The organism is Actinomadura rugatobispora, assembly GCF_042656285.1.
GTDB lineage: Bacteria > Actinomycetota > Actinomycetes > Streptosporangiales > Streptosporangiaceae > Spirillospora > Spirillospora rugatobispora.
The window spans coordinates 35,085-49,834 of the sequence record NZ_JBHSON010000106.1 but is presented as its reverse complement, the minus strand read 5'-3'; the positions used below and the strand labels follow the sequence as shown (position 1 = coordinate 49,834).

General features: G+C 72.8%; 15 protein-coding genes. 4 read left to right on the top strand and 11 right to left on the bottom strand.

The annotated features are described in order from the left end of the window. Positions 1-5: 5 nt before the first annotated feature. Both ACFPZN_RS47155 and ACFPZN_RS47150 read left to right on the top strand, forming a co-directional pair. The gene (locus ACFPZN_RS47155) at positions 6-1,016 is read left to right on the top strand and encodes a dihydrodipicolinate synthase family protein (RefSeq protein ID WP_378290059.1); all 1,011 of its coding nucleotides are present in this window, start codon (positions 6-8) and stop codon (positions 1,014-1,016) included. A 68-nt stretch (positions 1,017-1,084) separates the two neighbouring features. Continuing rightward, positions 1,085-1,996 (top strand): VOC family protein, encoded by a 912-nt coding sequence (locus ACFPZN_RS47150; RefSeq protein ID WP_378290057.1) that lies wholly within the window; start codon positions 1,085-1,087, stop codon positions 1,994-1,996. Between the two features lie 43 nt (positions 1,997-2,039). On the opposite strand, the gene ACFPZN_RS47145 is transcribed toward ACFPZN_RS47150, so the two are convergent. Next, the gene (locus ACFPZN_RS47145) at positions 2,040-3,464 is read right to left on the bottom strand and encodes an NAD-dependent succinate-semialdehyde dehydrogenase (protein ID WP_378290055.1); all 1,425 of its coding nucleotides are present in this window, start codon (positions 3,462-3,464) and stop codon (positions 2,040-2,042) included. Between the two features lie 159 nt (positions 3,465-3,623). Here ACFPZN_RS47145 and ACFPZN_RS47140 point away from each other — a divergent pair, with 159 nt between their 5' ends. Beyond that, on the top strand, positions 3,624-4,424 hold the full coding sequence (locus ACFPZN_RS47140) for an SAM-dependent methyltransferase (RefSeq protein WP_378290053.1): 801 nt from the start codon (positions 3,624-3,626) through the stop codon (positions 4,422-4,424). On the opposite strand, the gene ACFPZN_RS47135 is transcribed toward ACFPZN_RS47140, so the two are convergent. After that, on the bottom strand, positions 4,417-5,334 hold the full coding sequence (locus ACFPZN_RS47135) for a sucrase ferredoxin (protein ID WP_378290051.1): 918 nt from the start codon (positions 5,332-5,334) through the stop codon (positions 4,417-4,419). The two genes, ACFPZN_RS47140 and ACFPZN_RS47135, sit on opposite strands and share 8 nt — an antisense overlap. A gap of 189 nt (positions 5,335-5,523) precedes the next feature. On the opposite strand from ACFPZN_RS47135, the gene ACFPZN_RS47130 reads away from it, so the two are divergent. Beyond that, entirely contained in the window at positions 5,524-6,312 is a 789-nt protein-coding gene (locus tag ACFPZN_RS47130; RefSeq protein WP_378290049.1) for a VOC family protein, read from the top strand. A gap of 31 nt (positions 6,313-6,343) precedes the next feature. Here the strand turns inward: ACFPZN_RS47130 and ACFPZN_RS47125 are convergent, their stop codons facing one another. From ACFPZN_RS47125 to ACFPZN_RS47085, 9 genes are all read right to left on the bottom strand, one after another. Beyond that, positions 6,344-7,177, bottom strand: coding sequence for a FadR/GntR family transcriptional regulator (locus tag ACFPZN_RS47125; RefSeq protein WP_378290047.1), 834 nt, complete (start codon positions 7,175-7,177; stop codon positions 6,344-6,346). 55 nt (positions 7,178-7,232) lie between these two features. Continuing rightward, positions 7,233-8,090 carry an SAM-dependent methyltransferase gene (locus ACFPZN_RS47120; protein WP_378290045.1) on the bottom strand — a complete coding sequence of 286 codons (858 nt, stop codon included), beginning with the start codon at positions 8,088-8,090 and terminating at the stop codon, positions 7,233-7,235. A 108-nt stretch (positions 8,091-8,198) separates the two neighbouring features. Next, positions 8,199-8,543 (bottom strand): hypothetical protein, encoded by a 345-nt coding sequence (locus ACFPZN_RS47115; RefSeq protein ID WP_378290043.1) that lies wholly within the window; start codon positions 8,541-8,543, stop codon positions 8,199-8,201. An 83-nt stretch (positions 8,544-8,626) separates the two neighbouring features. Further along, entirely contained in the window at positions 8,627-9,409 is a 783-nt protein-coding gene (locus ACFPZN_RS47110) for an ABC transporter ATP-binding protein (protein WP_378290041.1), read from the bottom strand. Beyond that, on the bottom strand, positions 9,406-10,287 hold the full coding sequence (locus ACFPZN_RS47105; RefSeq protein WP_378290039.1) for an ABC transporter ATP-binding protein: 882 nt from the start codon (positions 10,285-10,287) through the stop codon (positions 9,406-9,408). The genes ACFPZN_RS47110 and ACFPZN_RS47105 overlap by 4 nt, the downstream gene beginning before the upstream one ends. Continuing rightward, the gene (locus tag ACFPZN_RS47100) at positions 10,284-11,159 is read right to left on the bottom strand and encodes an ABC transporter permease (protein WP_378290037.1); all 876 of its coding nucleotides are present in this window, start codon (positions 11,157-11,159) and stop codon (positions 10,284-10,286) included. The genes ACFPZN_RS47105 and ACFPZN_RS47100 overlap by 4 nt, the downstream gene beginning before the upstream one ends. A gap of 14 nt (positions 11,160-11,173) precedes the next feature. Continuing rightward, positions 11,174-12,178, bottom strand: a complete 1,005-nt coding sequence (locus ACFPZN_RS47095; protein WP_378290035.1) for an ABC transporter permease — start codon at positions 12,176-12,178, stop codon at positions 11,174-11,176. Then, positions 12,175-13,875: an ABC transporter substrate-binding protein gene (locus ACFPZN_RS47090; RefSeq protein WP_378290033.1), complete on the bottom strand. Its 1,701-nt coding sequence runs from the start codon at positions 13,873-13,875 to the stop codon at positions 12,175-12,177. Before ACFPZN_RS47090 ends, ACFPZN_RS47095 begins: the two co-directional genes overlap by 4 nt. 55 nt (positions 13,876-13,930) lie before the next feature. Next, on the bottom strand, positions 13,931-14,749 hold the full coding sequence (locus ACFPZN_RS47085) for an MBL fold metallo-hydrolase (RefSeq protein WP_378290031.1): 819 nt from the start codon (positions 14,747-14,749) through the stop codon (positions 13,931-13,933). Between the last annotated feature and the right edge of the window lies 1 nt (position 14,750).

The window sequence follows — 14,750 nt, the reverse complement described above, 5'->3', positions numbered from 1 at the left end:
CGACGATGACCCGCTACGGCAGGGCGGAGGCGCGCGAATGGGCGCGCGCCGAGATGAAGGGCGTCTGCAACGTCATCATCCCGTCCTACACCGCCGATCTCCGGGGGCTCAACGAGGCCGGGATCCGGCACGACGTGCGCCGCGACATCGAGCTGGGCTTCAAGGGCGCGCTGATGGTGAGCGAGACCGCCCTCAGCGCCGACGAGTACGTCCAGATGGTCGAGTGGGCCGCCGACGAGGCCGCGGGCCGCCTGGTGCTGTTCTTCCACGCCGCGTTCAACACGCTGGAGGAGAACATCGCGGTCGCCAAGCGCGCCGAGGAGGCCGGGGCCGAGATGGTGCTGCTGTCCTACCCGCCCTCGTTCTACCCGACGTCGTTGCGGCAGGTGTACGACTACACCGAGGCGTTCTGCGCGGAGACCGGCATGGGCGTGATGCTCTTCCCGGTGCCGCTGTGGGGGTTCGAGCGGCTGCACCCGGCGTCCATCCCCGTCGAGATGCTGGAGGAGATGGTCGAGACCATCCCGAACGTCGTCGCGATCAAGGCGGAGGGCGGGATGCCGGCGATCGCCGGGTTCACCGAGACCTGGAACCGGCTCTCCGACCGGGTCGTGGTCACCATGCCGCTGGAGCAGCAGGCCATCCCGCTGGCCACCGTGCTGCCGCTGCAGCTGATCGCGACGTCGAACACCGAGTGCCTGGGCGGCGCCGTCCCGGCCATGCTCGACCTGTGCCACCAGGGCCGTCACGCCGAGGCGATGGAGCTCTACTGGCGGGTCGACCCGGGGCGCCGCGCCAACGACCGGATCGGCGTGGCCGGGACGAACAGCGTGCACCGGATGGCGTGGAAGTACCAGGCGTGGCTGACCGGTTTCAACGGCGGCCCGCTGCGGATGCCCACGCAGCGGCTGGTGGCCCCGCAGATGGCCGGCTACCGCGCCGCCGCGCGCGAGGCGGGCGTCCTCACCGCGACCGAGCCCGACGAGGCGTTCTTCGTCGGCCGCAACCCCGCCTGAACCGCGATCCGGCCAATCCGGCCAATCCAGCCTGAGCCGCGTCCCCTCGAACACATCGGAGGTTCATCATGGCGCTCGTCCAGGAGTTCGGCTACGCGGTGTGCGGCGTGCCCGACCTCGACGCCTCGGTCGACTTCTTCCGCACGGTCTGCCAGCTGGAGGTGTCCGAACGCCGCGACGGCACCGTCTTCCTCACCGGTGGCGAGCAGCACGCCTGGCTCCGGCTGGAGCGCCGCCCGGAGCCGGAGCTGATCCGGCTCGGCTTCCGCGTGACCGGTCCGGACGCGCTCAGCGAGGTCACCATGCGCCTGGAGGACGAGGGCGTCGCCTGGGCCGAGGGCGGCACCCTCCGCGACGACCGGGTCGCGGGCGCCGTCCGGTTCCGCACGCCGCAGGACATCGAGGTCGAGCTGTACGAGGAGCAGGTCGTGCTGGCCGCCTCCCCCGCGCCCGACCGGGGGCTGGAGCGCGTCCTGCACACGGTCGTGGCCACCGACGACGTCGTCGCCGGCCGCGACTTCTGGAAGCGCACCATGGGCTTCCGGCGCTCTGACCAGATCGAGGACCTGGTGGTGTTCCTGCGCTGCGGCGACGGCTACCACCACAGCATCGGCCTGGCCAAGGGCGAGCCTGGGCGGCTCGACCACATCTGCCTGCTCGCCGACGGCATCGACACCGTGGTCCGGTTCCGCAACCACGCCCGCGCGCACCACGTGAAGGTGGGCGACCTGGTCCGGCACACCGCGTCCGGCTCGGTGTCGGTCTACCTGCAGGAACCGTCGCTGGGCATCGGCGTCGAGATCTGCGCCGAGCACGAGGTGATCACCGACGAGTCCTACAACGGGCGGCTGCTCATGGCGGGGCCCGTGACGGCCGACCGGTGGAGCGTCGGCTTCCCCGACGCCGCACCGGCCGGCACCGTCTTCGGGCGGGGCGGCGGCACCGCGGCGGGCGACGCCGTCTCCGGCGCGGGACGCTGACGCGGCGGCCGGGCCACGCGCCCGGCCGCCGGGCCGCGACCGGCTACAGCGCGAGCGAGACGTACTTGGTCTCCAGGTACTCGTGCATCACGTACCTGCCGCCCTCGCGCCCGTAGCCGGACAGCTTCATCCCGCCGAACGGCGCCTGCCCGGTGGAGGGCGCGCCGTCGTTGACGCCGACCACCCCGTACTCCAGCGCCTCGGCGGCCCGCACCACCCGGCCGAGGTCGCGGCTGAACACGTACGCCGCGAGCCCGAACGGGGACGCGTTCGCCCGGCGCAGCGCCTCCTCCTCGGTGTCGAACGCGGCCAGCGCCGCGACGGGGCCGAACGTCTCCTCGTTGAAGATCAGCATGTCGTCGGTGACGCCGTCCAGCACGGTCGGCTCGAAGAACCGGCCGCCGGGGCCGCACGGCGAACCGCCGCGCAGCAGCCTCGCGCCGCGCGCCACCGCGTCGTCCACGTGCGCCCGCACCTTGCGGAGGGCCGCCCCGTCGATCAGCGGCCCGACGTCGACCGCCTCGCTCAGCGTGCCGCCGACCCGCAACGCCCCGACCGCCGCGTCGAACGCCGCCGTGAACTCCTCGCGGATGCCCCGCTGCACGTAGATCCGGTTGGCGGCGATGCAGGACTGGCCGTTGTTGCGGAACTTGGCCCGCAGCACCCCCGCCACCGCCGCGTCCAGGTCGGCGTCATCGAAGACGATCACGGGGGCGTGCCCGCCCAGCTCCAGCGAGAGCCGCGTGACGTTGCCCGCCGACCGCTCGATCAGCTGCCGCCCCACCTCCGTGGACCCGGTGAACGACACCTTCCGGACCCGCGCGTCCGCGAACACCGCCGCCGCGAAGTCAGGCCCCGGCGCGGTGACGACGTTGACGACCCCGGCGGGCACCCCCGCCTCGACCGCCAGCCGTCCCAGCTCCAGCGCGGTGAGCGGGGTCTGCGGCGCCGGCTTCACCACCTGCGTGCAGCCCGCCGCCAGCGCCGGCCCCAGCTTCCGGGTGATCATCGCCAGCGGGAAGTTCCACGGGGTGATCGAGGCGGTCACCCCGACCGGCTGCCGCAACACCAGCACGCGCTTGCCCTCGTGCCAGGACGGCACGGTCTCGCCGTACACCCGGGTGGCCTCCTCGGCGGCCCAGGCCAGGAACGACCGCCCGTAGGCCACCTCGCCGCGGGCCTCGCCGATCGGCTTGCCGCCCTCCCTGGCGATCAGCTCGGCGAGCTCCGCGGACCGCTCGGACACCAGGCCGGCGAACCGGCGCAGCACCGCGCCCCGGTCGTCGGCGGTGCGCGCCCGCCAGCCCGGCAGCGCCGCCGCGGCGGCGACGATCGCGTCGCGGACGTCGGCCGCGGTCGCCTCGGGCACCTCGGCGAGGATCTCGCCGGTCGCCGGGTCGTCCACCGCGATCGTCCGGCCGCTCTCCGGCGACCGCCACACCCCGTTGATCAGATTGCGCGTCTCCATGCGGCGCATCGTGACCGCGCGCCGTTATCCCGGCCGTCACCGCGAGACGGCCGGTTCCGGTCCGGCGGGTCCAGGTAGGAACGGCTTCGGACTCCGCCGCGAGCGTCCCGCCTGTACCGTGGAGCGCCCGCAGTGAACGCAAGGAAGGCTGGGCGCTCCGTGAGAGAGATCGAGGGCTGGGTACCGCGCGACATCGACCTCGTGACGCCCAACGTCGCGCGCATGTACGACTTCTACCTCGGCGGCAAGGACAACTACGAGGTCGACCGCGAGGCCGCCGCGCAGATCCTGCGGGTCGCTCCCTTCACCCCCGTCCTGGCGTACGCCAACCGCGCGTTCCTGCGGCGGGCGACGCGCTGCCTCGCCGCGGCCGGGATCAGCCAGTTCCTCGACATCGGCACGGGACTGCCCACCCGGAACAACGTGCACGAGGTGGCCCGCGAGGTGGCCCCCGGCTCCCGGGTGGTCTACCTCGACAACGATCCGGTGGTCGTGACGCACGGCCAGGCCCTCATCAGCGGCGCCAACGGCACGCTCGTCCTCGAGCACGACCTGCGGAAGCCGGAGGCGATCCTCGGCGACCCCGCGATCCGCGGGTTCCTCGACTTCGAGAAGCCGATCGGGCTGATGCTGCTGTCGGTGCTGCACTGCCTGACCGACGAGGAGGGCGCCTTCGCGTCGGTGGCGACGCTGCTCGACGCCCTCGCCCCGGGCAGCCATGTGGTGGTCTCGCACATCACCGGCGACGACGATCTGACCGCTAACTCCGTGGCCGTCTACAACAGCGCCAACACCGACATGACGCACCGCACGCGCGAGCAGCTGCTCCGCTTCTTCGACGGGTGCGCGCTGCTCGACCCCGGGCTGGTCCGGCTCGACCAGTGGCGGCCGGACGCCGGCACCGAGACCATCGGGCAAGGCGGCGACTACTTCCAGTGCGGCGTCGGCCGCCTCATCTGATCGCGATGCTCCGCAGGGCCAGTTCCGGTGCCGTCTTCTCGGCCGCCTCGGGGGGCCGGCCGCAGACCAGGACGGGGACGTCGCGGAGCAGGTCGACCGTCGCGGTCGCCGCTCCGGGGCCGTGCGGGCCGTGCCAGGCCAGCTCCACGGCCGCCGACCGCCCGCCGGGGGCGATCTCGGTGCGCGAGGAGGTCAGCCGGTGGGCCGACCAGTCCCAGCCGAACCGCTCGAACAGCTCCCGCTCGGCCACCTGCGCCCACGCGTCCAGGGCGAGATCGCCGCGGTAGTGGCCGCGCAGCGGCGGCGGTCCCGAGCGGCGCACGATCGTGTCGAGGGTCCCGGTGTCCAGGAAGCCCCAGGCCCGCCCGTCCGGCAGGGTGAAGCCGGTCGGGGCGAAGCGGTGGCCGCTGGTGTGGCTGCATCGGCGGACGCGGACGTCCGGCCAGGCAGCGGCCACGTCCAGCACCAGGCGGGTGCCCAGCCGGCCGCAGCAGCCGTCGCGGGCGCCGTGCCCGCACAGCAGCACCTCGGCGGGCGCCTCCCGGCGGCCCGCGTCCGCCTCCGGGGCTTCGACCAGGTCGGCGAGGTGCCCGGCGGGCACGAGGTGGTCGGTGCCGGCGAAGCGGCCGGTGCCGGCGTCGCGGCGCCAGACGGTCACCCGCGTGCCGGACCCTTCGCCGGGGCCGCCGTCAGCGGGCCGGACGGCCAGCAGCCGGGTGCGGCGCAGGCCGCGCCGCCGGAGGCCGGCGAAGACCGGCAGCTCGGTGACGTCCCGCGGCCAGGGCGGCGGCACCTCGACGAGCACGAGCGTGTCGCAGGTCGGCGCGGTGCCGATCGGGTCGATCCCCTGTGCCCGCGTCCAGGGCGCGCACCGGTGGGACAGGGTGGGCGACGTCGTGTCCAGGCTCACGGGCGGGCGCCTTTCATGGGGGGATGGTATCGATCGGCTCCGCGGCGTCGTCCGGCGCCCTCCCCGGGGGACCCGAAGGGAGAATGGCCAAAATTGTGGTGATTTATTGGGAAATAGCTTTCCGTCACGGTGGGCACTTTTACCCCAGCGGACCGTAGCGTCGAAGGGAGGCGCGGAGAGGGGGCCGGCATGCCGGAGAAGACGGCGTACGAGCCGGGCGAGCCGAACTGGATCGAGATCTCCAGCCCGGACGTCGAGGCCGCGACGGCGTTCTACGGCGGCCTGTTCGGCTGGTCCTCCTACAGCGTCTCCGACCCGTTCGTGGGCGACTTCACCATCTTCACGCTCGGAGACGTGACCGGCCCGGAGGTCGCCGGGCTGACCTCCCTGGCCGACGACACCGTCAGCGCCACCTGGACGTGCTACTTCACCGTCCGGGACGCGTCGAAGGCCGCCGATGCGGTCCGCCGGGCGGGCGGCCGGGTCTACATGGAGGCCACCGACGTGGCGCATCTGTGCCGCGTGGTGCTCGCCGCCGACGACCAGGGCGCGGGCTTCGGACTGTGGCAGCCCCGCGCGCTCGCGGGCTGCGGCGTGGTCGGCGAGCCGAACACGGTCAACTGGATGGGCCTGGTGAGCCGGGACACCGCCGCGGCCCGGGACTTCTACCGCCGCGTCCTGGGCTGGAAGGAGCCCACCGTCGCCCAGGGCCTCCTCGTCGACTCCGTCTACGAGTGGCGGATCGCCGACGGGCCGGTCGCGTTCATGGTGCTCGCCGACGAGGAGCTGCTGGACGACGACCTGCCGGCCTTCTGGCTCCCCTACTTCGTCGTCGCCGACTGCGAGGCGACCGTCGCCGCGGCCAAGGCGCTCGGCGGGTCCGTGATCATGCCGTGCACCGACACGCGGTACGGGCCGTGCGCCGCCGTCCAGGACCCGGCGTCCGCGCCGCTGGGCCTCTTCCAGCGCCGCCCATGAGATCGGGCGCGCCGATCCGGCCGGCGACCGGCTACTCCTGCGCGCGGTAGCGCGCCCTCAGCTTGGAGGACGCGGCGTCGACCACCTGGCCCTGCACGCCGGGCTGCATCTCCCAGTGCCACGAACGCAGGTGCTCGCGCGACAACCGCTCCGCCTCGTCCGGGTCGCCGCGTTCGATCGCACCGGTGATGCGTCCGTGCGCCGACAGCACCTCGCGCCGCTCGTCGAGGCTCAGATAGTCACCGGCCTCGTTCAGCGCGTCGGTGAGCGTGAGCTCCCAGGTCTCCTCCTGGGCCGCCCAGAGCGATCCCAGGCCCCGCAGGACCAGCTGCAGCGTCTGGTTGTCGTTGAACGAGCTCAGTACCTGGTGGAACCGGCGGGACGCCCGGGTGAACTCCGCGGCGTCGTCCACCTGCCGCTCGGCCTCGGCGAGCAGCTCGCGCAGGACGGGGACGACGACCTCGCCGCGGTCCGGGCGCATGGCGCAGCACGCCGTGCTCAGCGGTTCGAGCATGGTGATCGCGTCTCCGAGATCGGACACCTTCACCCGCGCCGCCTGCAGGGCCAGCCCGAGGGCGTAACCGGCGCTGGAGGCGCCCGGCGCGTGGATCTCGGCTCCCCCGACGCTGCCCCGGCGGACCGTGATCAGCCCCTCGTTCTCCAGGATCCGCAGCGCCTCGCGCACCGACGGGTAGCTCACCCCGAACTCGGCGACGAGCTCGTCCTGCTTGGGCAGGAGGGAGCCCGCCTCCAGGTCGGCCGCGAGAATGCGCGCCCGCAGCTTGCCGGCGACCTGTTCGGCCAGGCGGAGCTGCCTGGGCCGTCCCCGCCGGGGGGCTCGTGACGAAGGAGGCGGGGACACCATGGTCACAAAGTTAACAGATACGGCTTGAAATGCTGTTAGGAGCTGGTAAAAGCCGTCAGGGCTTGTAGGCGATGCCGCCGTACATGGCGATGTCGGCGTCGTCGACACGGCCCACGTCGACGTGATCGGGACGCCATTTGTGGATCTGCACCACGCCCGGCTCCTCCAGCTCCAGCCCTTCGAAGAAACGCTCCGCCTGGGCCAGGGTGCGCCATCGGAGGGTCTCGCCGTGCGAGTGGTACACCTCCTGAACCCGGGCCAGCACCTCGGGCGCGAAGTCGTCGGTGGCGATGGCGGCGGCGAAGTAGCTGCCCGAGGGCAGCACGTCCACGATCCGCCTCACCACCCGGTAGGCCTCGTCGTCGTCCTCGATGAAGTGCACCATGGCGATCAGCGACAGCCCGACGGGCCGGCTCAGATCCAGCGTCTCGAGCAGCTCGGGCGCGGTGATGATCGTCTCGGGCTCGCGCATGTCCGCCTGGATGTAGGCGGTCCGCCCCTCGGGGGTGCTGGTGAGCAGCGCCCGGGCGTGGGCGAGCACGATGGGGTCGTTGTCGACGTAGACCACCCGGGATTCGGGCGCGATCGCCTGGGCCACCTCGTGGAAGTTGGGCGAGGTGGGAATTCCGGTGCCGATGTCGAGGAACTGCCGGATGCCCTTGTCCGCCGCCAGATAACGGGCCACGCGGTGCATGAAGGAGCGGTTGGCCTGCATGTGGATCCGCAGCGACGGCCACACCTGGAGGGTGGCGTCCCCCGCGGCGCGGTCCGCCGCGTAATGGTCCTTGCCGCCGAGGATGTAGTCGTAGATGCGCGCGCCGTGGGCCCTGTCGGTGTGCAGGTCCACCCCCTCCGCGCCCGCTCCCCCGCTGGCCGGGGTGCCGCCCGGTGCACCACCGTCGGTTTCGCTCACGACTGTTCCCCTCTGGTCACGCCATGCTCCCGCACCACAGGATAAGGCTATTCTCCCGTTACAGAGAGGTTGTCCTGAACGCGTTGAGGGCGGCTTTTTGCCATTCCGTCAGCCGTCCGCGTCGGAAAATCTCCTGGCCAGATCGCGATGCCTGTCCGCGGCCTGCCTCGCCCGGTCGGCGCCGATGGGCGATCCGGGCATGCCGCCCAGGCGCTCGACCTGATCCGCGAAGCGCAGGTGCTCGGCCCGCGCGTGCTCGCGGCAGGCGAGGCAGGTGACGTTGCCCGGACGCGGAGAGGTCATCGCGTACGGCACCCGCAGCCCGCATCCGGTGGTGACCACGCTCGGCAGGTCACCGGCCAGACCGAACGCGGAGGCCATCAGGTCGCGGACGGCGGCATGGCGACGGACCACCTTGACCTCGACATGGATGTGCGGATCGTCCCCGCCCATGGAGCCCTCCCGCGCCCTCACGCCACGGCTGCCGGACCGACTTCACGATCAGTCTGCCACGCGACCCGCGCCTCGGGACCGGCTCAGCCGCGCCCGTGCCGCCGGACGGTCAGGACGGCCGACAGCAGCGTGCGGGTGTACTCGTGCTCCGGGTCGCGGCGGACCCGCCGCCACTCGCCGGTCTCGACCGCGACGCCCTTGTAGAGGACGACGACCCGTTCGGCCAGCGCGGACACCGTGGCCATGTCGTGGGTGATGAGCAGGTAGGACAGTCCGAGGCGGTCCTGCAGCTCGCGCATGGTGTCCAGGATCCGGCCGCGGACCGACAGGTCGAGGGAGGCGGTGGGCTCGTCCAGCACCACGAACTCCGGCTCGGTCACCACCGCCCGCGCGATCCCGGCGCGCTGCTGCTGGCCCCCGCTGAGCTCGCGCGGGTAGCGGTCCCACAGCCCCGGGTCGAGATGCGCCAGCTCCATGGCGTGCTCGGCGCGCTCGCGCCGCTCGGCGGGCGCCAGCCGGGGGAAGTGGACCTCCAGCGGCTCGGTGACCGACTGGCCGAGCGTCCGCCGGGGGTTGAGCGCCAGCTCGGGCTCCTGCAGGACGATCGAGGTCTTGCGGCGGAACTCGGCCAGCCGCTCGCGGCCGAAGCGGGCGAAGTCCTCGCCGCCCGCCAGCAGCCGCCCCCGGTCGATCGGCTCGGCGCCCAGGCAGATCCGGCCCAGCGTGGACTTGCCCGAGCCGCTCTCGCCGATCAGCCCGAGCGTCGTGCCGGGCTCGACGGTCAGCGACACCCCGCGGACGGCCTCGACCGCGTTCCGCCCGCGCCCGTAGGTCTTGTGCACCTCTTCCAGGACGAGCCTGCTCACGACGCCTCTCCTTCGCTGCCGTCCGTGTCCTCCAGGTCGCCGGCTCCGGCGGCCTCGACGAGGGACCGCGTGTACTCGTGCCGCGGGGCGGCGAAGACCTCGCCGACGGGGCCGTCCTCCAGCACCCGGCCCGCGCGCATGACGTACACGCGGTCGCAGTAGTGGGAGACGACGCCCAGGTCATGGGTGACGACGAGGACGCTCTTGCCGTCCTCGTGGCAGATCCGGCTGAGCAGGTCGAGGATCTCGCGCTGCACGGTGACGTCCAGCGCGGTGGTGGGCTCGTCCGCGACCACCAGCTCGGGGGCCAGCAGCAGCGACATCGCGATCACCACGCGCTGGGCCATGCCGCCGCTGAGCTGCCCGGAGTGCCCGGCCAGGACGCGCCGCGGATCGGCGATCTCGACGCGCTCCAGCATCTCCAGCGCCGCCCGGTCGGTCCACGCCCGGCTCCTGCCGTGCGCCCTGCCGACCTGCCGGAACTGCCGGTCCAGTCGGACGACCGGGTTCAGCGCGCTCCACGGCTGCTGCGGGATGAACCCGATCCGCGCGCCCTTGAGGCGGCGCAGCTCCCTGGCGGGCAGGGCCTGCAGGTCGGCGCCGCCGAACTCGGAGGTGCCCGCGGCGAGCGTGCCGTTGCGGGGCAGCATCCGCAGCGCGGCGCGCAGCGACACCGACTTGCCCGACCCGGTCTCGCCGATGATGCCGACGAACTCGCCGGCGCCGACGTCGAACGACACCCCGTCCACGACCCGCGTGGTGCGGCCGTGCCGGGCGAAGTCCACGGTCAGGCCGCGGGCGGCCAGCAGCGCCGCGGACCCGCCGTCCGCCGCGGCGCCGTCCGCCGCGCGCGGGCCGGGAGTGCTCGTCACCTTCACTGGATCTCCTTGGCGAAGTACGCGTCGAGGCTGTCGGCGATCAGGTTGAACGCGACGATCGCCCAGACCAGCGCGAGGCTGGGGAACAGCACGGGCCACCACTGGCCGCCGGTGATCCCGGTGGCGCCGGACTGCACCATCGCGCCCCAGCTGGGGGTCGGCGGGGCGATGCCGAGGCCGAGGAACGACATCGCGCCGATCGCGCCCAGGGCGAGCGCGCCGCCGACGCTGGCCTGGCTCAGCACCGCGCCGCTGACGTTGGGCAGGATGTGGCGGCGCAGCACGTGCCCGCGGCGGGCGCCGATCACCTCGGCGAAGAACACGTACCGGGACTCGCGGATGTGCAGCGCCTCCGCCCGGGTCAGCCGGATGAACCGGGGCATGTTGAGGATCGCGATGGTGAGCACCAGGACCGCCGTCCCGCCCCCGCTGATCTGGACGATCACCAGGATCAGGATGAGCAGCGGGAACGCCTGGAAGCCGTCCACCAGCCGCATGATCGGTTCGGCGAACCGGTTGCGGGTGCCGGCGACCAGTCCCAGCAGCGTCCCGGCCAGCAGCGCGACCAGCGTGCCGCCCAGCGCGATGGGCAGGTCGGCGGCCCCGGCCGCCAGGGTGCGGACGAACACGTCCCGGCCCGAGGAGTCGGTGCCGAACCAGTGCTCGGCGGAGGGCGCCTTGAGGACCGCGTCCACGTCGATCGCGTCGGTCTCGGCGCCGAACCGGGCGGCCAGCGCGCCGCCGAACAGCAGCACGAGCATGCCCAGCCCGATCCAGGCGCCGCGCAGGGCGCGCCGTGCGGCGGGCCGTTCCCGTTTCCGTGTGCGGACCGGAGCGGCGGCGCCCGCCCCGGCCGTCGTCGCCGGCTTCATGGAGGAGGCTCCCTTCAGGAGGAGGCCGCCCGGACCCGTGGGTCCAGCAGCAGGATCAGGATGTCGATCAGCAGGAACAGCACCACGGTGATCCCGCCGAAGACCAGCACCAGCCCCTGCACCACCGGCAGGTCCAGCTTGAGGATGGAGTCGACGCCGAACGCGGCGGCGCCGTCCAGGCTGAAGATCTTCTGCATGATCGCGTTGCCGCCGATCAGCGCCCCGGACACGATCGCGACCGTGGTGAGGATCGCGGTGCGGGAGACCGTCAGCGCGGACAGGAACACCCGGCGGGGCGGCAGGCCGAGCGCGCGGGCGTACTCGACCTGCGGCGAGGCCAGCACGGACCCGAACGCCGACCGGGTGACCTTGGCGAACACCGCCGACAGCACCAGCCCGAAGCTGACCACCGGCAGCACCAGCTGCGCGGCGGCGGCGCGGAAGGCGGCCCAGTCGCCGGCGGGCACCGCGTCCAGCACGGCCACCCCGGTGATCCGCGGCGGCGCGGCCTGGTCGAGGGCGAGCTGGCCGACCGGGGCCGGCAGCAGCCGCAGGTGGAAGAACAGCACGTAGATCAGCACCAGCGCGAACACGAACTCGGGGACCGACTGGAGCAGCGCGACCACGCTCCGGCCCGCCCGGTCCGGCCAGGCGGCGCGGTACCAGGCGCCGACGGCGCCGAGCGCGACCCCGGCCGCGACCGCGACGGCCAGGGCGAGCACGCCCAGGGTGGCGTCCAGCGGCAGCCGGGCCGCCAGCTCCTCGGCGACCGGCTGCCGGGTGAAGTAGGAGGTGCCCAGGTCGCCGCGCAGCAGGCCGCCGAGGAAGGACGCGTACTGGTCCCACAGCCCGCGGTCCAGGCCGAGCTGGCGTTCGGTCTGGGCGATGGCCTCCGGGGTGGCGTACTCGCCGGCGACCGACGAGGCGGCGTTGGTCCCCGACAGCCGGATCATCCAGAAGGCCAGCGAGGCGACCGCGAACAGCGACACCGGGATGGCGATCAGCCGCCCGGCGATCATCTTGACGGGGATACGTCGCCTCTCGGGTGGAGGGCCGCCTCGGCGGCGCGGCGGGCGGCCGGCGGGCACCGGGAGCAGGCCGCCTTCGCCTGCGTGTAGTCGTTGCCGAACCCGGTGCTGGGGACGTCGGTCACGCACTTGTTGCGCACGCCCACGGTCGAGCGGTCCACCAGGTACACGGCCGCCTGCTGGTCGGCGATGATCCCGGCCAGTTCGGCGGTCTTGGCCTTGGTGGCGGGGGTGTCGAAGCCCTCCGCCTGGAGGTCGGCGGCGAGCCCCTCGAGCTTGCGGTCGCAGAATCCGGTGTAGTTCTGCAGGCCGTCGCAGCCCAGCGTCAGCCAGGCCGAGTAGCCGGGGTTGCCGGCGGCGGGCGTCTCGGCCATCAGGAACGCCTGGAGCTTGTTGGCCAGGCCGTCGGCCTTGAACTGCACCGCGGACGGCACGTTCTTGATCCGCATGTCGACGCCGATCGCCTTCAGCTGCTGCTGGATGAGGACGGCGAGGTTCTCGGCGTACGCGCCGGGCTGGGCGTTGGACACGCTGAGCTGGAAGGAGAACCCGTCCGGCACGCCCGCCTGGGCGAGCAGCCGCTTGGCCTCGGCGGCGTCGTGCCGGTAGTTGTCGCCCTTGCCGAAGGCGCCGTACGCCTGGGAGAGGCCGCCCTGCGCCGGCTTGGCGAAGCCGCGGTAGACGGCGGTCTGGATGGCGGAACGGTCCAGCGCGAGGGAGATCGCCCGCCGCACCTCGGGCTTGCCGAGCACCGGGTCCTTGGCGTTCAGGCCGAGCCAGTCGCGGCCGGGGTTGGCGCAGCTCACCAGGTTGACGTCACCGGAGCCGCGCAGGCTCTCCAGCTGGGTGTAGTCGAGGCCGGTCGTCTCGGCGGCCTGGCCGGTGCGCACCAGCTGGATCCGCGAGGACGACTCCGGCACCGTGCGCAGCACGACCTTGTCGACGTCGCCGCGCTGCCCCGCGTAGTGCGGGTTCTTCCCGAAGGTGATCTGCTGGGAGCCGAACTCGGTGAGCGTCCACGGGCCGAAGTCGGCGGTGTGGTCGGTCAGGTACTTGGTGGCCCACGGGTCGCCGGCCCCGGCGTTCGCCTTGGCCGTCGCGCTGTCCAGGATCAGGCCGGAGTTCCCGGCGAGGGTGTACTTGGCCAGCTCGTTGCGCTTCTTGAGGTGCAGGGTGAACTGCGTCGGGCTCTTGACGGTGATGGTCTTGTCCGGGTCGAACCCGCCGACGGTGAACCACAGCGTCTTGGCCGAGGCGTCGATCGCCTTGATCCGGTCGATGGACCACTGGACGTCGGCGGAGGTCAGCACCTTGCCGGCGGCCGACTTGACGTTGTCGCGGAGGGTGAAGTCGATGCCCTTGCCGTCCGGGGTCTCCGTCCAGGAGGACACCAGCGGCGACGAGGCGGCGATCTTCGGGGGGACACCGGGCGCGCAGGCGCCGTCGGCGCGGCCGGAGGTGTCCAGCTCCAGCAGCCGACTGTGCATCACATCGCCGACGATCTTGGATGCCTCGCTGGAGTACTTGGCCCGGTCGACGCCCTGGAAGTCCTGGGGCAGCACGAAGACGTAGCTGCCCGCACCGCCGGCGGACGAGCCGGTGCTACCGGCTCCGCAGGCGGCCAAGGGCGCCGCCAGCAGCGGGATCGTCACGGCGGCTGCCAGCCGCCGTACGGCCTTTCTCGGCATGGAGTGCTCCTGTTTCGCGGAGAGGGGGTCAAGCAGGGGAGGGGCGGGAGCGGGATCAGGGGGCGGGGCGGGCCTTGGCGCGCAGGGCCTCCAGGTAGGCGAACGACTTGGGCACGTCGGTGACGACGGTGCCGTGCGCGGGGGCGATCACGGTGGGGTCGGTGTGGTCGATCAGCCGCAGGAACCGCTGGACCGTGTCCTCGATGTCGAGCAGTTCCAGCCCGCTGACGATCTCGGTCATCGGCGCGTAGGTGTCCGCGCCGGGCGCGAATCCCAGGTCCTCGGTGGTGAGGCCGCAGGCGTCCTGGCGGTGCCAGTGGAAGTAGGCGAACCCGTCGGCGGGGAACAGGGTGCGCGAGCGGTGGTCGAAGCCCCAGACCGTGTTGGGCAGGTCCTTGAACAGCGCCTCGACGATCTCGAACTCGTGGCCGCCGCCGAGGTCGAGCCGCTCCCCCGGCGCCATCGGCCGGTACGCCGAGTCGGGGACGCCGGGGTGGTAGAGGAAGTAGTCGCGGGTGTCGCCGACCACGGTCAGGCCGGGGAACGTGCGGTGGAGCAGGGTCAGGGCGCCGGCGTGCGGGATCTCCGGGTGCGTCGGCATCACGTAGTCGAGCGGCCGGCCGCCGAGCGCCGTGTCCAGGGCGGCGGAGAACCCGGGCCACAGCGCGGGGTGCCCGGCGTCGACCAGCAGGGTCTTCTCCTCGCCCAGCACCAGGTAGGCGTTGAGCGCGGAGTGGGCGAGGTCGGGCTTGCTCCGGTCGAGGAACAGCGCCGAGCAGCCGCCGATCCACTGCACCCCTTCGGCGATCGGCCGGGGGAAGCGGCCGGGGACGAAGTAGGTGCCGTAGACGTCGAGCAGGTCGTCGAGATCCATG